This is a genomic window from Xanthomonas arboricola, assembly GCF_002940665.1.
Taxonomy (GTDB): Bacteria; Pseudomonadota; Gammaproteobacteria; order Xanthomonadales; family Xanthomonadaceae; genus Xanthomonas; species Xanthomonas arboricola_B.
Genome location: NZ_MIGY01000002.1, coordinates 1,410,799 through 1,430,837, shown reverse-complemented (window position 1 = coordinate 1,430,837; position 20,039 = coordinate 1,410,799). Strand labels below are relative to the sequence as shown.

Below are 20,039 nucleotides of genomic sequence, written 5' to 3'. Positions count from 1 at the left end.
CGATGAAGATCTTCGGGCCGTTGTACGACGTGGCCATCCGTTGGTCGCGTCATCGCCGCGCTCCGGCGCTACTGACCGGCCTCAGTTTCGTGGAGGGTTTCATCTTTCCGGTGCCGCCGGAGGTGATGCTGGCGCCGATGTCGCTGGCCGAACCCAGGCGCGCCTTGTGGTTCGCCACCCTGAGCCTGATCGGCTCGGTCTGCGGCGCGCTGGTCGGCTATCTGCTGGGCCATTTCGCCTTCGCCGCACTACAGCCGCTGATCGAATGGCTGGGCTGGAGTGCGAAGATCCAGGCGCAGATCGAGACGCTGCGCACGCTGGTCGCCGATTCGCCGTGGAAGGCCTTCTGGGCGCTGGTGCTGGTGGGCTTTACCCCAATCCCGTTGAAGATCTTTACCTGGGCCTCGGGCGTGGTCGGCGTGCCGATCCTGCCTTTCATCGCCAGCATGTTGGTCGGGCGCGGCAAGCGCGTGTATCTGGTGGCCGGCGCGATCCGGTTGGGTGGGGCGCGTGCCGAGGCCGCGTTGCATCGCTGGATCGAGCCGCTGGGCTGGGTGGCCATGGCCGTCTTGGCGGTGGGAGCGGGGTGGCTGGTGTGGAAGACAACCAACGGATGAGCAAGTTGCAGATGAATTCGGTATGTAAGACAGCGGTCCTGCTCGCACTTGCCGTCGGGCTGGGCGCCTGCAGCAGCGCCACGGTGACGCGTTCGCCTGGAGCCGGCGGCGGTTCGTCGTCCGCGCGTCCGTCCGCAGCACCGCGTCCGTCGGTGCCGCGCCCGGGTGCGACCGTCACCGTCCAACGCGGTGACACGCTGTACGCCATCTCGCGCCGCACCAACATCACCGCGCCGGATCTGGCAGCCTGGAATGGCCTGTCCTCACCGAACACTATCTACCCCGGCCAGACCCTCAAGCTCTACCCGCCCGGAGCCAGCAGACCGGGCGGCAGCACCTCTACCGCCGGTACGGTGGTTCCGCCGCGCCCGAGCGCTCCGATCGCAGCACCGGTCAGTAGCGGATTTCCGTGGCGCTGGCCGGCCGATGGCGTGGTGGTCGGCACCTTCGTCACCGGCGAGACCACCAAACAGGGCGTGGACATCGCCGGCGCCAGCGGGCAGGCGGTGCGTGCCGCGGCCGATGGCGTGGTGGTGTACTCCGGCGCCGGCCTGGTCGGCTACGGCGAGCTGATCATCATCAAGCACAACGACCAGTGGCTGTCCGCCTACGGGCACAATCGCAAGCGTCTGCTCAACGAAGGCCAGAGCGTCAAGGCCGGTCAGCAGATCGCCGAAATGGGGCGCAGCGGCGCTGCCCGCGACATGTTGCACTTCGAGATTCGCTACAACGGCAAGCCGGTGGATCCGCTGTTGTATCTGCCTAAGAAGTGATTGGGGATTGGGGATTTGGGATTCGCAACGGCAACGGCGCTGGGCTGATGGTGCCGCGTGGAAGATGCGTTCTAGCGGCCTGAAGATTGCTTGGGGTGTCGCTCCTGCTGTTGGCATGAGAGCGGCATCTGCTCGAGCCCGCAGTTGCGAATCCCCAATCCCGACTCCCTAATCCCGGCCTTCCAGAATCATCGCCAACGCCACCCGGCGGCCTTCGCTGGCCAGCACGTTGTAGGTGCGCGCCGCGGCCGCGTTGGTCATCGCTTCCAGGCCGATGCCGCGGGTCAGGCAGGCTGCCAGTACGTCCGTCTTCGGAAACTGCTGCCGCTCGCCGGTACCGAGCAGAATCACCGCCGGGGCAAGCGCCAGCACCGCGTCCATGTGCGCGACCTGGAGTTGCTCCAGGGCGGAGACCGGCCAGCCTTCCACCAGCTCGTCGGGCATCAGGATGAAACTGCGTTGCAGAATCTGGTCGTTCACCTTGGCATGGCGGCCATCGGCCGCGCGCAGCGCATAGGTGTAGTCGGGGTGTTCCTGGCTTAAAGGCATGTCGAACCTGTCGGGTCAGCCGCGCGGCAGCACGATCTGGCGCTTTTCCTTGCTGGGGCGGTACAGGATGGCGACGTGGCCGATCCGCTGCACCAGCGCGCTGCCGGTCTGCTCGGTCAGTTGGGCGATCATGGCGTCACGGGCCTGGCGATCCTCCGATGTCACCTTCACCTTGATCAGTTCGTGGCGCTCGAGCACGTCCTCGAGTTCGGCCAGAAATGCCGGCGTGACCCCTTTTCCGCCGGTCTGCAGCAGTGCCTTGAGATCGTGGGCCTGGCCGCGCAGGAAACGGTTCTGGGCGGAGGTGAGAACAATGGACATGCAGGATCAAAGGGCAGCAAAGGGTGTTCAGGGTATCATGGCGACCCGTACAGACCCCTTTGCCGATGCCTTCCCGTAGTAAAAGCAGCCAGCGCTGGCTCAAGGAACACTTCGCCGATCCGTTCGTCAAGAAGGCGCAGGCCGAAGGCATGCGTTCGCGCGCGGCCTACAAACTGGAAGAACTGCTCCAGCGCGACCGTCTGCTCAAGCCGGGCATGGTGGTGGTCGACCTGGGCGCCGCACCAGGCGGCTGGTCGCAACAAGTACGCAAGTCCATGGGCGACAGCGGCCGTGTCGTGGCGCTGGATATCCTGGAGATGCCGCCGCTTGCCGGCGTGGAGTTCCTTCATGGCGACTTCAGGGAGCAAACCGTCCTATCGGATTTCGAGGCGATGCTGGGCGATGTGCCGGTGGACCTTGTGCTGTCCGATATGGCCCCCAATAAGAGTGGCATGGATGCGGTCGACCAACCGCGGATGATGCACCTTGCGGAACTGGCGATGGAATTTGCCGACGCCCACCTCAAACCGGGCGGGGCGTTCCTGATCAAGCTGTTCCAGGGTGTCGGGTCCGACGACTACATTCGTGAGCTTCGCCGCCGCTATGACAAGGTGACGATTCGCAAACCGGCGGCCTCGCGCAAGCGCTCCCCGGAAGTTTATGCGCTCGGTCAGGGCAAGCGTGTCCAGATCAAGTAAGCTGCCAATGACCACCGTGTTTCAAGAATTGAAGAGTAGAGGGCACCGGAGCCAATGAGGATGAACGACTTGACCAAGAATCTGCTGCTGTGGGTGGTCGTCGCGGTTGTGCTGATGGTCGTCTTCCAGAGCTTCTCGCCGCGGATGGCGGGCGGTGTCGGCCCCGACTCGATTACCTACACCCAGTTCCTGAAGGAAGTGGACTCCGGACGCGTCAAATCGGTGGACTACACCGACGAGACCAACCTGGCGGTCAACGCGATCCGCTTCAAGCGTACCGACGGCAGCGAAGCCACCGTCTACGGTCCGCGCGACGACAAGCTGGTCGACGTGTTGTATAGCAAGAACATCGAGATGACCCGCCAGAAGCCCTCCACCGGGCCGGGCTTCTGGTCGTTGGTGCTCAACTTTCTGCCGGTCATCCTGATCATCGGCTTCTGGCTGTTCATCATGCGCCAGATGCAGGGCGGTGGCGGTGGCGCCAAGGGCGCGATGAGCTTCGGCAAGTCGCGCGCCAAGCTGCAGGGCGAGGATCAGGTCAAGATCACGTTTGCCGACGTTGCCGGTTGTGACGAGGCCAAGGAAGAGGTTGGCGAGCTGGTCGACTTCCTGCGCGACCCGACCAAGTTCACCAAGCTGGGCGGCAAGATTCCGCGCGGCGTGCTGATGGTCGGACCGCCCGGTACCGGTAAGACGCTGCTCGCCAAGGCGATCGCCGGCGAAGCCAAGGTGCCGTTCTTCAGCATTTCCGGCTCGGATTTCGTGGAAATGTTCGTCGGCGTGGGTGCCAGCCGTGTGCGCGACATGTTCGAGCAGGCCAAGAAGCATGCACCGTGCATCATCTTTATCGACGAAATCGATGCAGTGGGTCGTCATCGCGGCGCCGGGCTCGGCGGCGGGCATGACGAGCGCGAGCAGACCCTGAACCAGTTGCTGGTCGAAATGGACGGTTTCGAAGGCGGCGAAGGCGTGATCGTGATCGCTGCGACCAACCGCCCCGACGTGCTGGATCCGGCGTTGCTGCGTCCGGGTCGTTTCGATCGCCAGGTCGTGGTCGGCCTGCCGGACGTCAAGGGCCGCGAGCAGATCCTGCGCGTGCACATGCGCAAGCTGCCGTTGGCCGACGACGTGGTGCCGATGGTCATCGCACGCGGCACCCCGGGCTTCTCCGGTGCCGACCTGGCCAACCTGTGTAACGAGGCGGCGTTGTTTGCCGCGCGTGGCAGCGAGAAGGAAGTCCGCATGGACCATTTCGACCGTGCCCGCGACAAGATTCTCATGGGTGCCGAGCGCCGCTCGATGGCCATGAGCGAGGACGAGAAGACGCTCACCGCGTATCACGAGGCAGGCCATGCCATCGTCGGCCGCCTGGTGCCCGAGCACGACCCGGTCTACAAGGTCACGATCATTCCGCGCGGTCGCGCCCTGGGCGTGACGATGTATCTGCCGGAAGGCGATCGGTACTCGATGAATCGGGTGGCAATCGAATCCCAGCTCTGCTCGCTGTACGGCGGCCGCGTGGCGGAAGAGCTGATCTTCGGCGGCGACAAGGTCACCACCGGCGCGTCCAACGACATCGAGCGTGCGACCAAGATGGCGCGCAACATGGTCACCAAGTGGGGCCTGTCCGACGAGCTGGGCCCGGTGGCCTACGGCGAGGAGGAAGACGAGGTGTTCCTGGGGCGTTCGGTGACACAGCACAAGAACGTCTCCGACGAGACCGCGCGCATGATCGACGAAGTGGTGCGCTCGATCCTGGACAAGGCCTACAGCAAGACCAAAGCCATCCTCACAGAGAATCTGGACAAGCTGCATGCGATGTCGCAGCTGCTGCTGCAGTACGAGACCATCGACGTGCCGCAGATCGATGCCATCATGGAAGGTCGCGAGCCGCCGCCGCCGGCGGGTTGGGGCAAGTCCGACAAGGACGGCGGCAACAACAACGACAAGGGCAGCCCGCGTCCGTTGCCGCCGATTGCCGGGCCGGCCGAGCAGCTGTAACGCCGCGCATCGCCCAGCTGCAGGCGCATTCATCAAGGCCGGGAAGCGATTCCCGGCCTTGATGCGTTGTAGGGCCGCATCGCCCGGTCAGCGCTTACCGCAACCATCCAAGGAGACACCACCGATGTTCGACACCGCCCTCAAGCTGGATTGCGCCGGTCGCGTGCTGCGACTGGACGCGCCGCAGGTGATGGGGATCGTCAATGTCACGCCGGACTCGTTTTCCGACGGCGGCCAGCACGCCAGCTGCGAGGCCGCCATCGCGCATGGCCTGGGTCTGGTCGAGCAGGGCGCTGCGGTGCTGGATATCGGTGGCGAATCCACCCGTCCCGGCGCCACGCCGGTGTCGCTGGAGGAAGAACTGCAGCGCGTGATCCCGGTGATCCAGGCATTGGCGCAGCAGACCACTGTGCCGATCAGTGTGGACACCTTCAAGCCGGAAGTGATGCGCGCGGCGGTTGCGGCCGGCGCCGGCATGATCAACGACGTGCATGCGCTGCGCTCGCCGGGTGCGCTGGATGCTGCGGCCGAATTGCGGGTGCCGGTGGTGTTGATGCATGCACGCAGCGCGCCGCATGCGATGCAGGACGCGCCGCACTACGACGACGTGGTGGCCGAGGTGCATCGCTTCCTCGCCGAGCGCATCTTCGCGGCCGAAATGGCCGGGATCGACAAGCGCCGGTTGATCCTCGACCCGGGTTTCGGCTTCGACAAGACCACTACGCACAATCTGACCGTGCTGGCGCAGTTGCAGCGCCTGCAGGAGTTCGGCCTGCCGATCCTGGCGGGGCTGTCGCGCAAGCGCAGCATCGGTGAGCTGACTGGGCGCCAGGTCGCCGCAGAGCGCGTATACGGCTCTGTCGCCGCGCATCTGCTCGCCGCCCAGCACGGCGCGATGCTGCTGCGCGCGCACGATGTGGCCGCCACCGTGGATGCTCTGAAGGTGTGGAACGCGATGGCGGCGATTCCGCTGCCGCGCGTGAACGCGCCTGCGGCACCGAGCGTTCGTTGGCCGGACGAGGACTGATGCCGGCCGACCGCCGCCCGCTGGCGATCGCACTGATGGGCCCCACCGCCAGCGGCAAGACCGCGCTGGCACTGGACGCCGCGCAGCGCTGGAACGGCGAGATCGTCAGCGTCGATTCGGCGCTGGTGTACCGCGGCTTGGACATCGGTGCGGCTAAGCCGGATGCCGCGATGCGCGCGGCGGTGCCACACCACCTGATCGATCTGCGCGATCCCTGGCAGATCTACTCGGCGGCGGAATTTGCCAGCGATGCGCGGCAGGCGATCGAGCAGATCGTGGCGCGCGGCAAGCTGCCGATTCTGGCCGGCGGCACCGGGCTGTACTTCCGCGCCTTGCTGGAGGGGCTGTCGCAGTTGCCCGAGGCCGACCCGGCGGTGCGCTCGGCAATCGCAGCCGAAGCCGGGCAGCTTGGCTGGGCCCGGATGCACGCAAAACTGGCGGACGTCGACCCTGTTGCGGCGGCGCGCATCCATACCACCGATCCGCAACGGATCCAGCGCGCGCTGGAGGTCTACCGGATCAGCGGCCGGCCGATCAGCTACTGGCAGGCGCGACCGCCGGGCCCGCGCTTGCCGGTGCGGGTACTGAAGGTGGTGCTGGCGCCGCGCGAGCGCGCGGTGCTGCATGCACGCATCGAACAGCGCCTGGACACGATGCTGGCCCAGGATTTCCTGGCCGAAGTGGAACGCCTGCGGGCCCTGCCGCGCTTGCGTGCAGTCGCTGCGCCGCTGGATCTGCCAGCGGTGCGCGCCGTTGGGTATCGCCAGGCCTGGGAGTATCTGGATGGGGCCGGCAGCCTGGCCGACTTCCGCGATAGGGCGGTGCAGGCCACCCGTCAGCTGGCCAAGCGCCAGCTCACCTGGCTACGTGGCGAGCTCGACGCGCGCTGGTTCGACCCGGAGCATGACCGCCATCGATTGGAAAGCGCACTTGTCGACTTCCTCGGCCAACGTCCCGCTGTGCGGCAGGCTTCAGGCGTGTAACATCCCGTTTCCGGGGCCAGCTGGGGATGGCGGGTGTCGACCGGGACTATAAGAACAATAATGAAGAGGAGTTTTCGATGGCTAAGGGGCAATCTTTACAGGACCCATTCCTCAATGCGCTGCGGCGCGAGCGGGTGCCGGTCTCTGTGTATCTGGTCAACGGCATCAAGCTACAGGGCACGATCGAGTCGTTCGACCAGTTTGTGGTCCTGCTGCGCAACACCGTGAGTCAGATGGTCTACAAGCACGCCATCTCCACGGTCGTGCCGGCGCGCAATGTGCGCGTGGGACCGGGTGGTGGGTATGTGCAATCCAATGAAGGCAACCAGGCGGAAGATGACGACGTCGAGCAGTAATGGAGTAGTGCGTGTTTGATCGCTCCCGCAAGGGTGAACACGCGTTGTTGATTCAGACCCATTCCGGTGGGCCTGCCGAAGAGGATGTGCTGGAGGAGTTCGCCGACCTTGCCAAGTCGGCGGGCGCCACGGTGGCGGCCACGCTCACCGCACGTATCGACAAACCGAACCCGTCGACCTTGATCGGCAGCGGCAAGCTGGAAGAGATCAAGGCCGCCGCCGAGGCCACCGGCGCGGATCTGGTGCTGGTCAACCACACCTTGTCGCCCGGTCAGGAGCGCAATCTGGAGCGCTATCTGGAGCGGCGCGTGATCGACCGCACCGGCCTGATCCTGGACATCTTCGCGCAACGGGCACGCAGCCACGAGGGCAAGCTGCAGGTGGAGCTGGCGCAGTTGCGCCACATGGCCACCCGCCTGGTACGCGGCTGGACCCACCTGGAGCGTCAGCGCGGTGGTTCGATCGGCCTGCGCGGCCCTGGCGAAACCCAGCTGGAAACCGACCGCCGCCTGCTCCAGAAGCGGGTGGAGCAGTTGCAGCAGCGGCTGGAAAAGGTCGAGGTGCAGCGCACCCAGATGCGGCGTGCGCGCATGCGCAGCGAGCTGCCGCGGATTGCGTTGGTCGGTTATACCAACGCCGGCAAATCCACGCTGTTCAACGCCTTGACCGGTGCGGAGGCCTACGTGGCCGACCAGTTGTTCGCCACGCTCGATCCCACCGTGCGCCGCATCGCGTTGCCCGGTGGCAGTGCGATCCTGGCCGATACGGTCGGCTTCGTGCGCGATCTGCCGCACCAGCTGGTCGCCGCATTCCGTTCGACCTTGTCCGAGGCGCGCGACGCCGATCTGTTGTTGCATATCGTCGATGCGGCCGACCCGCTGCGCGAGGAACGCATCCAGCAGGTCGATGAGGTGTTGCACGCGGTGGGCGCAGGCGATTTGCCGCAACTGCTGGTGTTCAACAAGATCGACAAGATCGAAGGCGCGCAGGTGCGTCACGATGCGCAGGACGGCATTCCCGACCAGGCGCGGCGCGAACGCGTGTGGGTTTCTGCGCGCGACGGGCGCGGGCTGCAGGAGTTGCAGCACGCGCTCGGGCAGCGACTGGATCTGCGTCATGTGACCGGGCAATTGCGGTTGCCGCCGTCCGCCGGCCGTCTGCGCTCCAAGTTGCATCAACTGGAAGTGGTGCGCGGCGAGCAGTCAGACGAGGACGGCTGGTTGCTGGATGTGGACCTGCCGATGGTCGAGGCCGAGCGCCTGGCTGCCGGCGACGACGGTGCGCCACTGCGCGCGATGCTGCCCGATCGTCGAGAAGACTGGGAGTCGTGATCGGTACACGGTCGGCTTGCGCCGGCCGTGCGGATCGCCGTTGTCAGGGTGCCGGCGGCGGCGATCGTGCGTCGGTCTCGGTCCTGGCATCCCGTTTGTTTGCGCGACCGGATGGGTATCTGTGCAGGCATAAGAATGTCGGCCATCGCCGCCGACACCGTTGCGATCCGGCCGCCAGCGCTACCGATGCCTGCTGCCATTGGCTGCATACCGCCACTGAACCCCGGCCCCGTCTGCGCTGGCGCGGGATGGGCGCCAGCGCAGACAGGCGCGGCAAATTCGGCTAAAACGTCGGTTGCTTCTTCATTCGTCGTGCCCATGTCCATGTCCGCCGATTCCGAACTGCAGCAGCTGGCCGAACACCTTGGTCAGCAACTGCTTGCCGCGCGTGAGCGCCTGGTCACTGCCGAGAGCTGTACCGGTGGCTGGATCGCCAAGGCGGTCACCGATGTAGCGGGATCCTCGCACTGGTTCGATTGCGGCATGGCCGCTTACAGCTACGAGGCCAAGCAGGCCTTGCTGGGTGTGCGGCCGCACACGCTGGAAGTGCATGGTGCGGTCAGTCGCGAAACGGTGATCGAAATGGTGTCCGGCGCGCTGGTCAACTCCGGTGCGAGCATCGCGGTGGCAGTGACCGGCATCGCCGGGCCGGGTGGCGGCAGTGAGGACAAGCCGGTCGGCACGGTATGGATCGGCTGGAAGCGGCGTGGCGGCTATGCCACTGCGCAGTTGTTCCACTTCGCTGGCGATCGCGATGCAGTGCGTCGTCAGACCGTGGTCGCCGCGCTGCGGGGCCTGAGCGCACTGCTCTAGTCCCGGTGCGGAAGACGGCGCGCGCGCCATGCTGCGAAGCGCGTGACTCTGGCTGCGGCGATTCTCTTGGACAGTGAGCGATTGCGCATTTGGTACGTGGCTGCAATGCAGCCTTGATGGCAGTGCGTTCGTTGTGCGCTCCGCAGGTTCTGCCAGCAGTGTTTCCAGCCTCGATCATCGGCACCAAGATCCATGCGTCAGCGCAACCTCGGCTAAGCCCGCAGGCGCCCAGGACGCGACAGGCACGTGCAGATGGGCTACAAACAAGGTCTCGTTGCCAACCTGCGTGCCAATGCTGCCGCTTTCCGCTCACGCGTTGTTGTTGTCCGCCCCGCACCGATCTGCTGGCAGCGTGCTGGCGTTGCTGGGTGATCGGCGCGCAGCCGTCCCGCAGCCGATGCTCGAGGTGGCCGGTCAGTGCGCGGTCTTGTGCGCGAGCGATCATGCAGCCACCGGCATTGCGCGTGGTGGTGCATGGTCAATGCGCACTTCCAGCTACGCCAGGCGGGCAGCGATGCACATGAATGCGATAGAGCCCGGTGCCGCAGCGCAATCGCAGGCGGTGCGCTGATGTGGGAAGCACTCGGCACCGTTCGGGACCTTGGGCGGCTGCAGGAAATCGCTGCGGTGCTGATCCGTTATGGATTCGGCGATGTGGTGCGTCGCATCGGCCTGGCCGACGTGCTCGAGCGCGCCGGCAAGCTGCTGCACTGGCACAACGCCGAGGGCCGCCTGCGCATGTCTGCGGCGATGCGGGTGCGGCGCGCGCTCGAGGAACTCGGGCCGACCTTCGTCAAGCTGGGACAGGTGCTGGCCACGCGTGTGGACCTGCTGCCGCCGGAGTGGATCGAAGAGCTGAGCGAGCTGCAGAACGCAGTGCCTGCGCTACCGTTCGAACAGATCCGCCCGCAACTGGTCGCAGCCCTGGGCGCGGAGCCGGGAAGCGTGTTCGCACGCCTGGACGAACAGCCTTTGGCTGCGGCGTCGCTGGCGCAGACGCATCGCGCCTGGCTGGCCGATGGCACACCGGTGGTGCTGAAGATCCGCCGCCCCGGCATCGGCGATGTGATCGATGCGGATCTGCGGCTGCTGGCACGCCTGGCGGAAATCGTGGAAACGCGTGCGCCCGATCTCAAGCGTTATCGCCCCGCTGAAGTGGTGCAGCAATTCACCGTCTCCTTGCGGCGCGAACTCGATTTCGCCGCCGAGTGTCGCAATGCCGAGCGCATCGCAGCCAATTTCGCCAACGACTCCCAGGTGGTGGTGCCGTCCGTCTATTGGCAGTGGACCTGCGAATCGCTCAACGTGCAGGAATTCATCGATGGCATCCCGGGGCGGGATCTGGCGGCTGTGGATGCGGCAGGCCTGGACCGCAAGGCGCTCGCACGTACCGGTGCCGGGATCGTGCTGAAGATGGTGCTGCATGATGGCTGTTTCCACGCCGACCCGCATCCGGGCAACATCTTTTATCTGCGCGACGGGCGCATCGCCGTCATCGATTTCGGCATGGTCGGACGCATTTCCGAGCAGCGTCGCTTCCAGGTCGCGCAACTGCTGCATGGCATGGTCAGCTACGACGCCGAAGCGGTCATCGACGTACTGCTGGAATGGGCCGGCACCAGCCTGGAGATCGATGAGTCGCGACTGCAGCAGGATATCGGCGCCTTCGTCGACGAGTACCGCGGAGTGCCGCTGAAAGAGCTGCGCATCGGCGCGATGCTGGGCGATGTGACCTCGATCCTGCGCGATCACGGGTTGACCCTGCCGTCGGATCTGGCGTTGATGATCAAGGCGTTTCTCACGCTCGAAGGCATGGGCCGTCAGCTCGATCCGGATTTCGACATGGCCACCGAGGCGCGACCGTATCTCGAACGCGTGGTGCTGCAGCGTTATGCGCCGAGCGCGATGCTGCGGCGCAGCCGTCGCACCGTGACCGGTGCGATCGACCTGATCGGCGATCTGCCACGCGATCTCAAACGGCTGCTGCAGGCCGCACGACGCGGCAAGCTGCAACTGCAGATCGAAACGCGTGCCTTGCGCGAGTTCGGCGAACAGGTTGATCGCGCGGCCAACCGGCTCACCATGGGGATCGTGACTGCTGCGCTGGTGATCGGCTCGTCGATCGTCATGAACAGTGTCGGTGGCAGTGCCAGCCGCTGGCTACTTGCGTTGGGGGTCGGTGGTTTCATCGGCGCAGCGATCTGCGGCGTCTGGATCCTGTTCTCCATCTGGCGGAGCCGCCGTTAGACGCGACGCGCGTGTCGCCACGATTGCATAACCGCGCATCGCGCATCACACGGCTATTGCGCGGGCGCCAGTTAGTAGTAATACTACTAACCATGGACCTGACCGATACCCAGCAAGCAATCCTGGCCTTGATCGCCGAGCGCATCGATGCCGATGGCGTCCCGCCCTCGCAGACCGAGATCGCGCGCGCCTTCGGCTTCAAGGGGGTACGCGGCGCGCAATACCATCTGGAGGCATTGGAACAGGCCGGTGCGATCCGTCGCGTCCCCGGCCAGGCCCGCGGCATCCGCTTGGCCGGGCAGGGCGCCCAGTCGCGCACCCCACCTGCCGCTGCAAACGAACCGATGCGCGACGATGTCCTGCGCCTGCCGGTGCTGGGGCGCGTGGCGGCAGGCCTGCCGATCGGCGCGGATATCGGCTCGGACGACTTCGTGGTGCTGGATCGGGTGTTCTTCTCGCCGTCGCCGGACTATCTGCTCAAGGTACAGGGCGACTCGATGCGCGACGAAGGCATCTTCAATGGCGACCTGATCGGGGTGCACCGCACCCGCGACGCGCGTTCGGGGCAGATCGTGGTGGCGCGGATCGATGAGGAGATCACGGTCAAGCTGTTGAAGATCGGCAAGGACCGTATCCGCCTGCTGCCGCGCAACCCGGACTATGCGCCGATCGAAGTGTTGCCGGACCAGGATTTCGCGATCGAAGGCCTGTATTGCGGGCTGCTGAGGCCGAATCGTTGAGCGCTGCGCCGATGGGCGTAATGGCGTTATCCCGAGTTGGTAATGCAGGATTCCCCGCTGCCACCGCCATGGTCACCACTCTAATCTGAGTATGTCGCAGCCAGTCTCAGCCTGTGCGATACACCGCCGTTACATTAGCCCTACACCGAAATCACTGACAAGGATCACCCAGATGGATGAGAACAAGAAGCGCGCCCTTTCCGCCGCACTGAGCCAGATCGAAAAGCAATTCGGCAAGGGCTCGGTGATGCGCATGGGCGACCGTGTGATCGAGGCCGTCGAAGTCATTCCGACCGGCTCGCTGATGTTGGACATCGCGCTGGGGATCGGCGGCCTGCCCAAGGGCCGTGTGGTCGAAATCTACGGTCCGGAATCGTCCGGCAAGACCACCCTGACCCTGCAGGCGATTGCCGAGTGCCAGAAAAAGGGTGGCACCGCAGCCTTCATCGACGCCGAGCATGCGCTGGACCCGATCTACGCCGCCAAGCTGGGCGTCAATGTCGACGACCTGCTGCTGTCGCAGCCGGATACCGGTGAACAGGCGCTGGAGATCGCCGACATGCTGGTGCGTTCCGGTTCGGTGGACATCGTGGTGGTCGACTCGGTCGCCGCGCTGACCCCGAAGGCCGAAATCGAAGGCGAAATGGGTGATCAGTTGCCGGGTCTGCAGGCCCGCCTGATGAGCCAGGCGCTGCGCAAGCTGACCGGCAACATCAAGCGTTCCAACACGCTGGTGGTCTTCATCAACCAGCTTCGCCACAAGATCGGGGTGATGATGCCGGGCCAGAGTCCGGAAGTGACCACCGGCGGCAACGCGCTGAAGTTCTACGCGTCGGTCCGTCTGGATATCCGTCGTATCGGCGCAATCAAGAAGGGCGACGAAATCATCGGCAATCAGACCAAGATCAAGGTGGTCAAGAACAAGCTGGCGCCTCCGTTCAAGCAGGTCGTGACCGAAATCCTCTACGGCGAAGGCATCAGTCGCGAGGGTGAGCTGATCGACATGGGCGTGGAAGCCAAACTGGTCGAAAAAGCCGGCGCCTGGTACAGCTACGGCGAAGAACGCATCGGGCAGGGCAAGGACAACGCGCGCGGCTATCTGCGCGACAACCCGCAGGTCGCGGTGCGGCTGGAAGCCGAACTGCGCGAGAAGTTCCAGCCGGCCGAAGCGCCGCGCGAAGCCGGCGACGACGTCGAGAAGGAATAACAGCCGCCAGGCAGCGCGGGACGAGTCGTCATCAGGCAGGTGTGGCGGCAAGCGCGAACCGGGACGTCCGAGTGGGCCACCCCATTCTGCCTGCCTGCCGCGTCCGCCTGATGGGGGGCCGGCAGCGCTGATGGCTGCGGCAGGTTTTCTATCGCGGGGACGGCGGAGTCAGTGCCGTTGCTTCCCGCGGTAGATCTATCGAAGGCCAGGAGGGCAGGCGCCATGGATGGCGCATTGAGGTTGTGTGATTTTGGTACTTGGGACACCCACGATGGACGAGCAACAGCCCGCGCCAAAGCGGGGACGCCGGTTCAAGGAACAGACGCCGGTCCAACGTGCACTGGGATTACTGGTGCGGCGCGAGCATTCGCGCAAAGAATTGAATCGCAAGCTGCTGGCGCGCGGTATCGAGCCGGACGCTGCCCAGGCGGCCGTGGAGCGCCTGGCGGACGAGGGTTGGCAGGACGACACCCGTTTTGCGGCCTCGGTCGTACGCAATCGTGCAGGCTCGGGCTACGGCCCACTGCATATCCGCGCCGAACTCGGCACCCATGGCCTGGACAGCGATGCCATCAGCGCCGCAATGGCGACATTTGAAGGCGACTGGACCGAAAACGCACGTGATCTAATCCGCCGTCGCTTTGGCGACCAGGGTCCAACCGATCTGCCGCAACGGCGCAAGGCCGCCGATCTGCTGGCCCGGCGTGGTTTTGATGGCAACAGCATTCGGAGCGCCACGCGCTTCGACCTTGAGGACTGAGGGCGTCAGGCCTGCTACCCTTCGTGGTTTCAGGTTGTTCCGCTCATCTGCGCCCACATCTCATTGGGTGACCGGGACTACCGCCCGCCCAATGCCAGCACATGAACGCACCCGCCAAATTCAGCACTTCCCAGATCCGTAGTGACTTCCTCGCGTTTTTCGAGGGCAAAGGCCACACCATCGTGCCATCCGCACCGCTGGTGCCGGGCAACGACCCGACCTTGCTGTTCACCAATTCCGGCATGGTCCAGTTCAAGGACGTCTTCCTCGGTGCGGAGAAGCGCAGTTATGTGCGCGCGGCCGACGTGCAGCGCTGCCTGCGTGCCGGCGGCAAGCACAACGATCTGGACTCGGTCGGCTACACCGCGCGCCATCACACCTTCTTCGAGATGCTGGGCAACTGGTCGTTCGGCGACTATTTCAAGAAGCACGCCATCAGCTGGGCCTGGGAGTTGCTGACCCATGTCTGGAAGTTGCCGGCCGAGCGGCTGCTGGTCACGGTCTACCACACCGACGAAGAAGCCTTCGCGTTGTGGCGCGACATGATCGGCATTCCGGAAAGCCGCATCGTGCGCATCGGCGACAACAAGGGCGCGCCATACGCGTCGGACAACTTCTGGCAGATGGCCGATACCGGCCCGTGCGGCCCGTGCACCGAGATCTTCTTCGATCATGGCGACCATATCGCCGGTGGTCCGCCCGGTTCGCCGGACGAGGATGGCGATCGCTTCATCGAGATCTGGAACCTGGTCTTCATGCAGTTCGACCGCCAGCCCGACGGCACCTTGGTGCCGTTGCCGGCCCCGTGCGTGGATACCGGCATGGGCCTGGAGCGCCTGGCTGCGATCCTGCAGCATGTGCATACCAACTACGAGATCGATCTGTTCCAGGCCTTGATCGGCAAGGCCAGCGCGCTGACCGGCGTCGCCGATCTGGAGAACAAGTCGCTGCGGGTGATCGCCGATCACATCCGCGCCTGTTCGTTCCTGATCGTCGACGGTGTGCTGCCGTCCAATGAAGGCCGCGGTTATGTGCTGCGCCGGATCATCCGGCGTGCGCTGCGGCACGGCTGGATGCTGGGGGTGCGCCAGCCGTTCTTCAGCAAGATGGTGCCGACCCTGGTCGAGCTGATGGGCGAGGCCTATCCAGAACTGGTGGTCGCGCGGGAGACCGTTGCGCGCGCGTTGCTGGCCGAAGAAGAGCGCTTTGCCGAGACGCTGGACGCCGGCATGAAGATCTTCGACGACGTCGCCGCACGCGCGCAGGAAGTGATTCCCGGTGCCGATGCGTTCCGCCTCTTCGATACCTACGGATTTCCGGTCGATCTGACCTCCGATATCGCACGCGAGCGCGGCTTGCGCGTGGACATGGAAGGCTTCGAGTTCGCCATGGAGCGTCAGCGCGAGACCGCGCGTGCCGCCGGCAAGTTCGGTGGCGGCGTCGCATTGCCGGCCGATCTGGTCGCCACCATGTCGCCGACGGTGTTTCTGGGCTACGAGGCCTACGACGCCGATGCGCTCAAGGTCGTTGCGTTGCTAAAGCAGGGCCGCCCGGTCGAGCGGGCGGAAGCCGGCGACGAGGTCATCGTGTTCACCGATCGCACGCCGTTCTACGCCGAGTCCGGTGGTCAGGTCGGCGATAGCGGCCAGTTGAGCGGCAGCGATGTCTCCATCGAGATCGCCGACACCCAGAAGTTTGCCGGTCAGTTTCATGGCCATGTGGGGCGCATCGCCGAAGGTGCGCTCGTATTGGGCGATGTGCTGGCGGGCGGGATCGACGTGCAGCGTCGCGGCAAGACCATCCTCAACCACTCGGCCACGCATCTGCTGCATGCGGCCTTGCGCGAGGTGCTGGGCACCCACGTGCAGCAGAAGGGTTCGTTGGTTGCGCCGGACCGGTTGCGGTTCGACTTCTCGCACTTCCAGCCGATCACGTCAGAAGAGCTCGCTGTGATCGAACGCAAGGTCAATGCCGAGGTGCGCACCAACCACAGTGTCGAAGTGCACAACATGGCCATGCAGGAGGCGCTGGATTTCGGCGCGATGGCTCTGTTCGGCGAAAAGTACGGTGAGAACGTGCGCGTGCTGAAGATGGGTGGCTATTCCACCGAGCTCTGCGGGGGCACCCATGTCACCCGCACCGGCGACATCGGCTTGTTCAAGATCACCTCCGAAGGCGGTGTGTCCTCGGGCGTGCGTCGTATCGAGGCGGTGACCGGGCAGGGTGCGCTGGACCATGTTGCCGATGAAGAGCGACGTCTGCACGAGGCGGCCAGCCTGCTCGGCGGCAACGCCACCGAGGTAGTCGACAAGGTTCGCGCGCTCACCGAGCGTCAGAAGCGGCTTGAGCGTGAGCTGGAGTCGCTCAAGGCCAAGTTGGCCTCCGGCGCGACTGCAGACCTGGGTTCCAACGCTGTTGATGTGGCGGGAGTCAAGGTGATTGCCGTGCGTCTGGAGGGCTTCGACGCCAAGGCCTTGCGCGATGCAATGGATCGTCTCAAGCAGCAGTTGGGCGATTCGGTCGTCGTGTTGGCAGGCGCTGCTGCCGGCAAGGTTGCGCTCGTAGCCGGCGTGAACGGAAGCCCAACCGGCAAGGTCAAAGCGGGGGAACTCCTCGCCCATATCGCCAGTCAGATCGGTGGCAAGGGCGGCGGTCGTCCGGATCTCGCCCAGGGTGGTGGCGAGGATGGTCCCGCCCTTGCGACCGCGCTGGAAGGCGTGCCCTCCTGGGTCAAGCAACACTTGGGCTGAACACCTGTCCTGGTATGCCTTGCTGGTTGGCAGGGTGTCCCGCTACCATTTCCGGTCTATTCCCTTTACCTAGGGCGCGCCTTGTCCGCAGGCCGCCGATGCTGGTGGGAAACCCACCGGTTCCAGGAGATTTGCACAATGTTGATCCTCACTCGCCGGGTAGGCGAAACCTTGATGATCGGCGACTCGGTCACTGTGACCGTGCTCGGCGTCAAGGGTAATCAGGTGCGTATCGGCATCACCGCACCGAAAGATGTTGCCGTACACCGCGAAGAAATCTATCAGCGGATCCAGCGTGGGGATGAGCCGGTCGCGTCCGGTGCGCATCACGGCGACGATTCTTCGAATTGATCGTCATAAAGGGTTTACGTTAGCCCCTCTTACCCGGTATTCTTCGCGGCCTGCAACGGACAACGCGGCAGGACGCAAAAAAACTGGAGCGATGCCCGAGCGGCTGAAGGGGCTCCCCTGCTAAGGGAGTATAGGGTCAAAAACTCTATCGAGGGTTCGAATCCCTCTCGCTCCGCCAGTGTTCTAAACGCCCGCAAATCGCTGATTTGCGGGCGTTTTCATTTGTGTCGAAGGGTAGGTGAGGGGTGTGCTGACGGCAACCGTGCACGACCGGCAGCAACACCGGCGGCACCGTCTGAATTGCCACAAACGCGCGGCAGGCAGCGATTCAAGTAACCCAGGCGTGGGTCGCTAAGGCTGTGACACCTCTCTCGGATCTCGACCCCATGCGCCTACCGCCGCTGCTTGGACGCCTGTTTTCTTTCCGGAGCCGTGGGCTGCAGCACAAGGCCGATGCGGTGGACCGGGTGATGGCGGTGATCGAGTTCGATCTTGATGGCCGCATCCTGCATGCGAACCAGAACTTCCTGTCCCTGATGGGTTATCGGCTGGACGAGGTCGTCGGTCAGCATCACCGCATGTTCGTGACCTCCGGGGATCGCGACAGCGAAAGCTATCGACAGTTCTGGCAGGCGCTGCGTCACGGCGACTTCAATGCCGGGCGGTTCTGCCGCCTGGACAAGAACGGGCGCGAAGTATGGATCAACGCCTCGTACAACCCGTTGCTGGATCGCGCGGGCAAGGCCTATCGGGTGATCAAATACGCCACCGACATCACCGCGCAGGTGCGTCAGACCGCCGATTTCGAAGGCCGCATCGAGGCGATCGACAAGGTCATGGCGGTCATCGAGTTCTCGCTGGATGGCACGGTGCTCGATGCCAACGAGAATTTCCTTGCCGTCATGGGCTACCGGCTCGACGAGATCCGCGGCAAGCATCACGGCATGTTCGTGGACACGCAAACGCGTCAGTCCGCGGCCTATCGTGCGTTCTGGGAGTCGCTCGGGCGCGGCGCGTTCGATGCCGGCCGCTACAAGCGCATTGGCAAGGACGGCAGCGAGGTGTGGATCCAGGCGTCCTACAACCCGGTACTCGACGAGCACGGGCGGCCGTACAAGGTGGTCAAGTACGCGACCGACGTGACCCGTCAGGTGATCGATTCGGCCGATGCCGATGGACGCATCCAGGCCATCGACAAGGTGATGGGCGTGATCGAGTTCGATCTGGAGGGGCGTGTACTCAGTGCCAACGAGAACTTCCTGGCCATTTTGGGGTACTCCGCCGAGGAGGCGATCGGCCAGCATCACCGCGTCTTTGTGGACGCAAGCTACGGCGCCTCCGAAGACTATCGGAATTTCTGGGCGAAGCTGGCGCGCGGGCAGTTCGACGCGGGCCGCTACCGGCGGCTGCGCAAGGACGGGAGTTCGGTATGGATCCAGGCGTCCTACAACCCGATCCTGGATGTATCCGGGCGCCCGTACAAGGTGGTCAAGTACGCCACCGATGTCACCGGCCAGGTGCGCTCGGCCGAGCGCATGCGTCGGTTGATGCAGCAGACCATGAGCGTCGCGCAGAACGTGCAACGCGAGTCGCACCATATTTCGGTCAGCAATCAGGAGCTGGTGAGCCGGTCGTCCACGCAGTCGGCGGCCGTGGCGCAGACCTCGTTCACCATCGATCAACTGGCAGAAACCGTACGCACCAATTCCGACAGCGCAGGTTCGGCGCAGCGCATGGCCGAGGCATCGGCCGATGTTGCGCGACGCGGCGCCACCGTCATCGCCGACATGGTCAAGACCACTGCCGGCATTCGCTTGGCCACCGATCGCATCGGCCAGATCATCGAGGTGATCGACGGCATTGCGTTCCAGACCAATATCCTGGCCCTGAATGCAGCCGTGGAAGCGGCGCGCGCTGGCGAGCAGGGGCGTGGATTTGCCGTGGTAGCGACCGAAGTGCGTAGCCTGGCGCAGCGCTGTAGCGTCTCGGCGAAGGAAATCCGTGGCTTGATCGACAACGCGACCAACCAGGCGGGCGATGGTTCGCGCCTGGCCGAGCAGGCCGGGATGGTGATGCAGGACATGGTCAGCTCGGTGCTGCGGGTCACTGAGACCGTGGAGCAGATTGCCGCTGCCAGTCAGGAGCAGGCGCGGGATATTTCCACCGCCAACACCGCGCTGCAATCGATCGGTGTGCAGGCGCGCGATCAGGCGCAGATGGTCGACAATCTGGCACGCTCGGCGCGTGTACTGGAAGCAGATGCCGATGCGCTGTTTGCCTTGGTCAATGGCGATGGCGATGACGGCACAGAGGCCGCTGCCGTACAGAGTGAGTCCCCGGTCCAACCGCTTGCCAGGCCTGCCCGGCCACAGGCTGCGTGATCCCCGCGCAGTGATGCAGTGCTGTGCGGCGGTGTGGACGCGACTGCGTCATGCGTAGCATGCGTCATCGCCCGCGCCTTGCTTGCAACTTTGATCGAGCACAAAGAGCCCGCCGGAAGCGGGCTTCTTGATGT

General features: G+C 64.8%; 19 protein-coding genes and 1 tRNA gene. 18 read left to right on the top strand and 2 right to left on the bottom strand.

Translation table 11 applies throughout. The features are described 5' to 3' along the window. Positions 1–2: 2 nt before the first annotated feature. Together XarjCFBP7645_RS13345 and XarjCFBP7645_RS13340 are read left to right on the top strand one after the other, a co-directional pair. On the top strand, positions 3–617 hold the full coding sequence (locus tag XarjCFBP7645_RS13345) for a YqaA family protein (RefSeq protein ID WP_104537816.1): 615 nt from the start codon (positions 3–5) through the stop codon (positions 615–617). Then, positions 614–1,390: a peptidoglycan DD-metalloendopeptidase family protein gene (locus XarjCFBP7645_RS13340; RefSeq protein ID WP_181126322.1), complete on the top strand. Its 777-nt coding sequence runs from the start codon at positions 614–616 to the stop codon at positions 1,388–1,390. The genes XarjCFBP7645_RS13345 and XarjCFBP7645_RS13340 overlap by 4 nt, the downstream gene beginning before the upstream one ends. 168 nt (positions 1,391–1,558) lie before the next feature. Here the strand turns inward: XarjCFBP7645_RS13340 and XarjCFBP7645_RS13335 are convergent, their stop codons facing one another. Further along, entirely contained in the window at positions 1,559–1,939 is a 381-nt protein-coding gene (locus XarjCFBP7645_RS13335; RefSeq protein ID WP_104537814.1) for an Mth938-like domain-containing protein, read from the bottom strand. Between the two features lie 15 nt (positions 1,940–1,954). Next, complete coding sequence (gene yhbY / locus XarjCFBP7645_RS13330) at positions 1,955–2,260, bottom strand: ribosome assembly RNA-binding protein YhbY (RefSeq protein ID WP_104537813.1); 306 nt, start codon at positions 2,258–2,260, stop codon at positions 1,955–1,957. A 65-nt stretch (positions 2,261–2,325) separates the two neighbouring features. Here yhbY and rlmE point away from each other — a divergent pair, with 65 nt between their 5' ends. The 16 genes from rlmE to XarjCFBP7645_RS13250 all read left to right on the top strand — a co-directional run bounded on the left by rlmE (position 2,326) and on the right by XarjCFBP7645_RS13250 (position 19,905). Continuing rightward, a complete protein-coding gene (rlmE, locus tag XarjCFBP7645_RS13325; protein WP_047128569.1) occupies positions 2,326–2,958 on the top strand; it encodes a 23S rRNA (uridine(2552)-2'-O)-methyltransferase RlmE in 633 nt (210 codons plus the stop codon). Positions 2,959–3,018: 60 nt separating this feature from the next. Next, positions 3,019–4,959, top strand: coding sequence for an ATP-dependent zinc metalloprotease FtsH (gene ftsH / locus XarjCFBP7645_RS13320; protein ID WP_016904004.1), 1,941 nt, complete (start codon positions 3,019–3,021; stop codon positions 4,957–4,959). 124 nt (positions 4,960–5,083) lie between these two features. Beyond that, positions 5,084–5,986, top strand: coding sequence for a dihydropteroate synthase (gene folP, locus XarjCFBP7645_RS13315; protein ID WP_104537812.1), 903 nt, complete (start codon positions 5,084–5,086; stop codon positions 5,984–5,986). Then, positions 5,986–6,969, top strand: coding sequence for a tRNA (adenosine(37)-N6)-dimethylallyltransferase MiaA (gene miaA, locus XarjCFBP7645_RS13310; RefSeq protein WP_104537948.1), 984 nt, complete (start codon positions 5,986–5,988; stop codon positions 6,967–6,969). Before folP ends, miaA begins: the two co-directional genes overlap by 1 nt. Before the next feature lie 77 nt (positions 6,970–7,046). Continuing rightward, positions 7,047–7,325, top strand: a complete 279-nt coding sequence (gene hfq / locus XarjCFBP7645_RS13305) for an RNA chaperone Hfq (protein ID WP_005915027.1) — start codon at positions 7,047–7,049, stop codon at positions 7,323–7,325. Between the two features lie 11 nt (positions 7,326–7,336). After that, positions 7,337–8,656 (top strand): ribosome rescue GTPase HflX, encoded by a 1,320-nt coding sequence (gene hflX, locus XarjCFBP7645_RS13300; RefSeq protein WP_039527808.1) that lies wholly within the window; start codon positions 7,337–7,339, stop codon positions 8,654–8,656. Positions 8,657–8,974: 318 nt separating this feature from the next. Continuing rightward, entirely contained in the window at positions 8,975–9,469 is a 495-nt protein-coding gene (locus XarjCFBP7645_RS13295) for a CinA family protein (RefSeq protein WP_164740302.1), read from the top strand. Between the two features lie 292 nt (positions 9,470–9,761). After that, positions 9,762–10,040, top strand: a complete 279-nt coding sequence (locus XarjCFBP7645_RS21420; RefSeq protein WP_146096327.1) for a hypothetical protein — start codon at positions 9,762–9,764, stop codon at positions 10,038–10,040. Continuing rightward, complete coding sequence (gene ubiB, locus XarjCFBP7645_RS13290) at positions 10,040–11,716, top strand: 2-polyprenylphenol 6-hydroxylase (RefSeq protein ID WP_104537946.1); 1,677 nt, start codon at positions 10,040–10,042, stop codon at positions 11,714–11,716. The genes XarjCFBP7645_RS21420 and ubiB overlap by 1 nt, the downstream gene beginning before the upstream one ends. Positions 11,717–11,808: 92 nt before the next feature. Beyond that, positions 11,809–12,456 (top strand): transcriptional repressor LexA, encoded by a 648-nt coding sequence (gene lexA / locus XarjCFBP7645_RS13285; protein WP_104537811.1) that lies wholly within the window; start codon positions 11,809–11,811, stop codon positions 12,454–12,456. Between the two features lie 172 nt (positions 12,457–12,628). Beyond that, entirely contained in the window at positions 12,629–13,663 is a 1,035-nt protein-coding gene (gene recA / locus XarjCFBP7645_RS13280; protein WP_016904265.1) for a recombinase RecA, read from the top strand. Between the two features lie 271 nt (positions 13,664–13,934). Continuing rightward, positions 13,935–14,423 carry a recombination regulator RecX gene (gene recX, locus XarjCFBP7645_RS13270; RefSeq protein ID WP_016904266.1) on the top strand — a complete coding sequence of 163 codons (489 nt, stop codon included), beginning with the start codon at positions 13,935–13,937 and terminating at the stop codon, positions 14,421–14,423. 101 nt (positions 14,424–14,524) lie between these two features. After that, entirely contained in the window at positions 14,525–17,173 is a 2,649-nt protein-coding gene (alaS, locus tag XarjCFBP7645_RS13265; RefSeq protein ID WP_104537809.1) for an alanine--tRNA ligase, read from the top strand. 138 nt (positions 17,174–17,311) lie between these two features. Continuing rightward, positions 17,312–17,524 (top strand): carbon storage regulator CsrA, encoded by a 213-nt coding sequence (gene csrA / locus XarjCFBP7645_RS13260; protein ID WP_003481884.1) that lies wholly within the window; start codon positions 17,312–17,314, stop codon positions 17,522–17,524. A gap of 85 nt (positions 17,525–17,609) precedes the next feature. Next, a tRNA-Ser gene (locus tag XarjCFBP7645_RS13255) sits at positions 17,610–17,702 on the top strand. Positions 17,703–17,937: 235 nt separating this feature from the next. Next, complete coding sequence (locus tag XarjCFBP7645_RS13250; RefSeq protein ID WP_181126339.1) at positions 17,938–19,905, top strand: methyl-accepting chemotaxis protein; 1,968 nt, start codon at positions 17,938–17,940, stop codon at positions 19,903–19,905. Positions 19,906–20,039 lie beyond the last annotated feature (134 nt).

What these genes read in the sequence shown, in the direction of transcription:
- XarjCFBP7645_RS13345 (WP_104537816.1), top strand. Translation starts at nt 3, where the DNA reads ATGAAGATCTTCGGGCCGTTGTACGACGTGGCCATCCGTTGGTCGCGT.
- XarjCFBP7645_RS13340 (WP_181126322.1), top strand. Translation starts at nt 614, where the DNA reads ATGAGCAAGTTGCAGATGAATTCGGTATGTAAGACAGCGGTCCTGCTC.
- XarjCFBP7645_RS13335 (WP_104537814.1), bottom strand. Translation starts at nt 1,939, where the DNA reads ATGCCTTTAAGCCAGGAACACCCCGACTACACCTATGCGCTGCGCGCG.
- yhbY (WP_104537813.1), bottom strand. Translation starts at nt 2,260, where the DNA reads ATGTCCATTGTTCTCACCTCCGCCCAGAACCGTTTCCTGCGCGGCCAG.
- rlmE (WP_047128569.1), top strand. Translation starts at nt 2,326, where the DNA reads ATGCCTTCCCGTAGTAAAAGCAGCCAGCGCTGGCTCAAGGAACACTTC.
- ftsH (WP_016904004.1), top strand. Translation starts at nt 3,019, where the DNA reads ATGAACGACTTGACCAAGAATCTGCTGCTGTGGGTGGTCGTCGCGGTT.
- folP (WP_104537812.1), top strand. Translation starts at nt 5,084, where the DNA reads ATGTTCGACACCGCCCTCAAGCTGGATTGCGCCGGTCGCGTGCTGCGA.
- miaA (WP_104537948.1), top strand. Translation starts at nt 5,986, where the DNA reads ATGCCGGCCGACCGCCGCCCGCTGGCGATCGCACTGATGGGCCCCACC.
- hfq (WP_005915027.1), top strand. Translation starts at nt 7,047, where the DNA reads ATGGCTAAGGGGCAATCTTTACAGGACCCATTCCTCAATGCGCTGCGG.
- XarjCFBP7645_RS13295 (WP_164740302.1), top strand. Translation starts at nt 8,975, where the DNA reads ATGTCCATGTCCGCCGATTCCGAACTGCAGCAGCTGGCCGAACACCTT.
- XarjCFBP7645_RS21420 (WP_146096327.1), top strand. Translation starts at nt 9,762, where the DNA reads ATGCTGCCGCTTTCCGCTCACGCGTTGTTGTTGTCCGCCCCGCACCGA.
- ubiB (WP_104537946.1), top strand. Translation starts at nt 10,040, where the DNA reads ATGTGGGAAGCACTCGGCACCGTTCGGGACCTTGGGCGGCTGCAGGAA.
- lexA (WP_104537811.1), top strand. Translation starts at nt 11,809, where the DNA reads ATGGACCTGACCGATACCCAGCAAGCAATCCTGGCCTTGATCGCCGAG.
- recA (WP_016904265.1), top strand. Translation starts at nt 12,629, where the DNA reads ATGGATGAGAACAAGAAGCGCGCCCTTTCCGCCGCACTGAGCCAGATC.
- recX (WP_016904266.1), top strand. Translation starts at nt 13,935, where the DNA reads ATGGACGAGCAACAGCCCGCGCCAAAGCGGGGACGCCGGTTCAAGGAA.
- alaS (WP_104537809.1), top strand. Translation starts at nt 14,525, where the DNA reads ATGAACGCACCCGCCAAATTCAGCACTTCCCAGATCCGTAGTGACTTC.
- csrA (WP_003481884.1), top strand. Translation starts at nt 17,312, where the DNA reads ATGTTGATCCTCACTCGCCGGGTAGGCGAAACCTTGATGATCGGCGAC.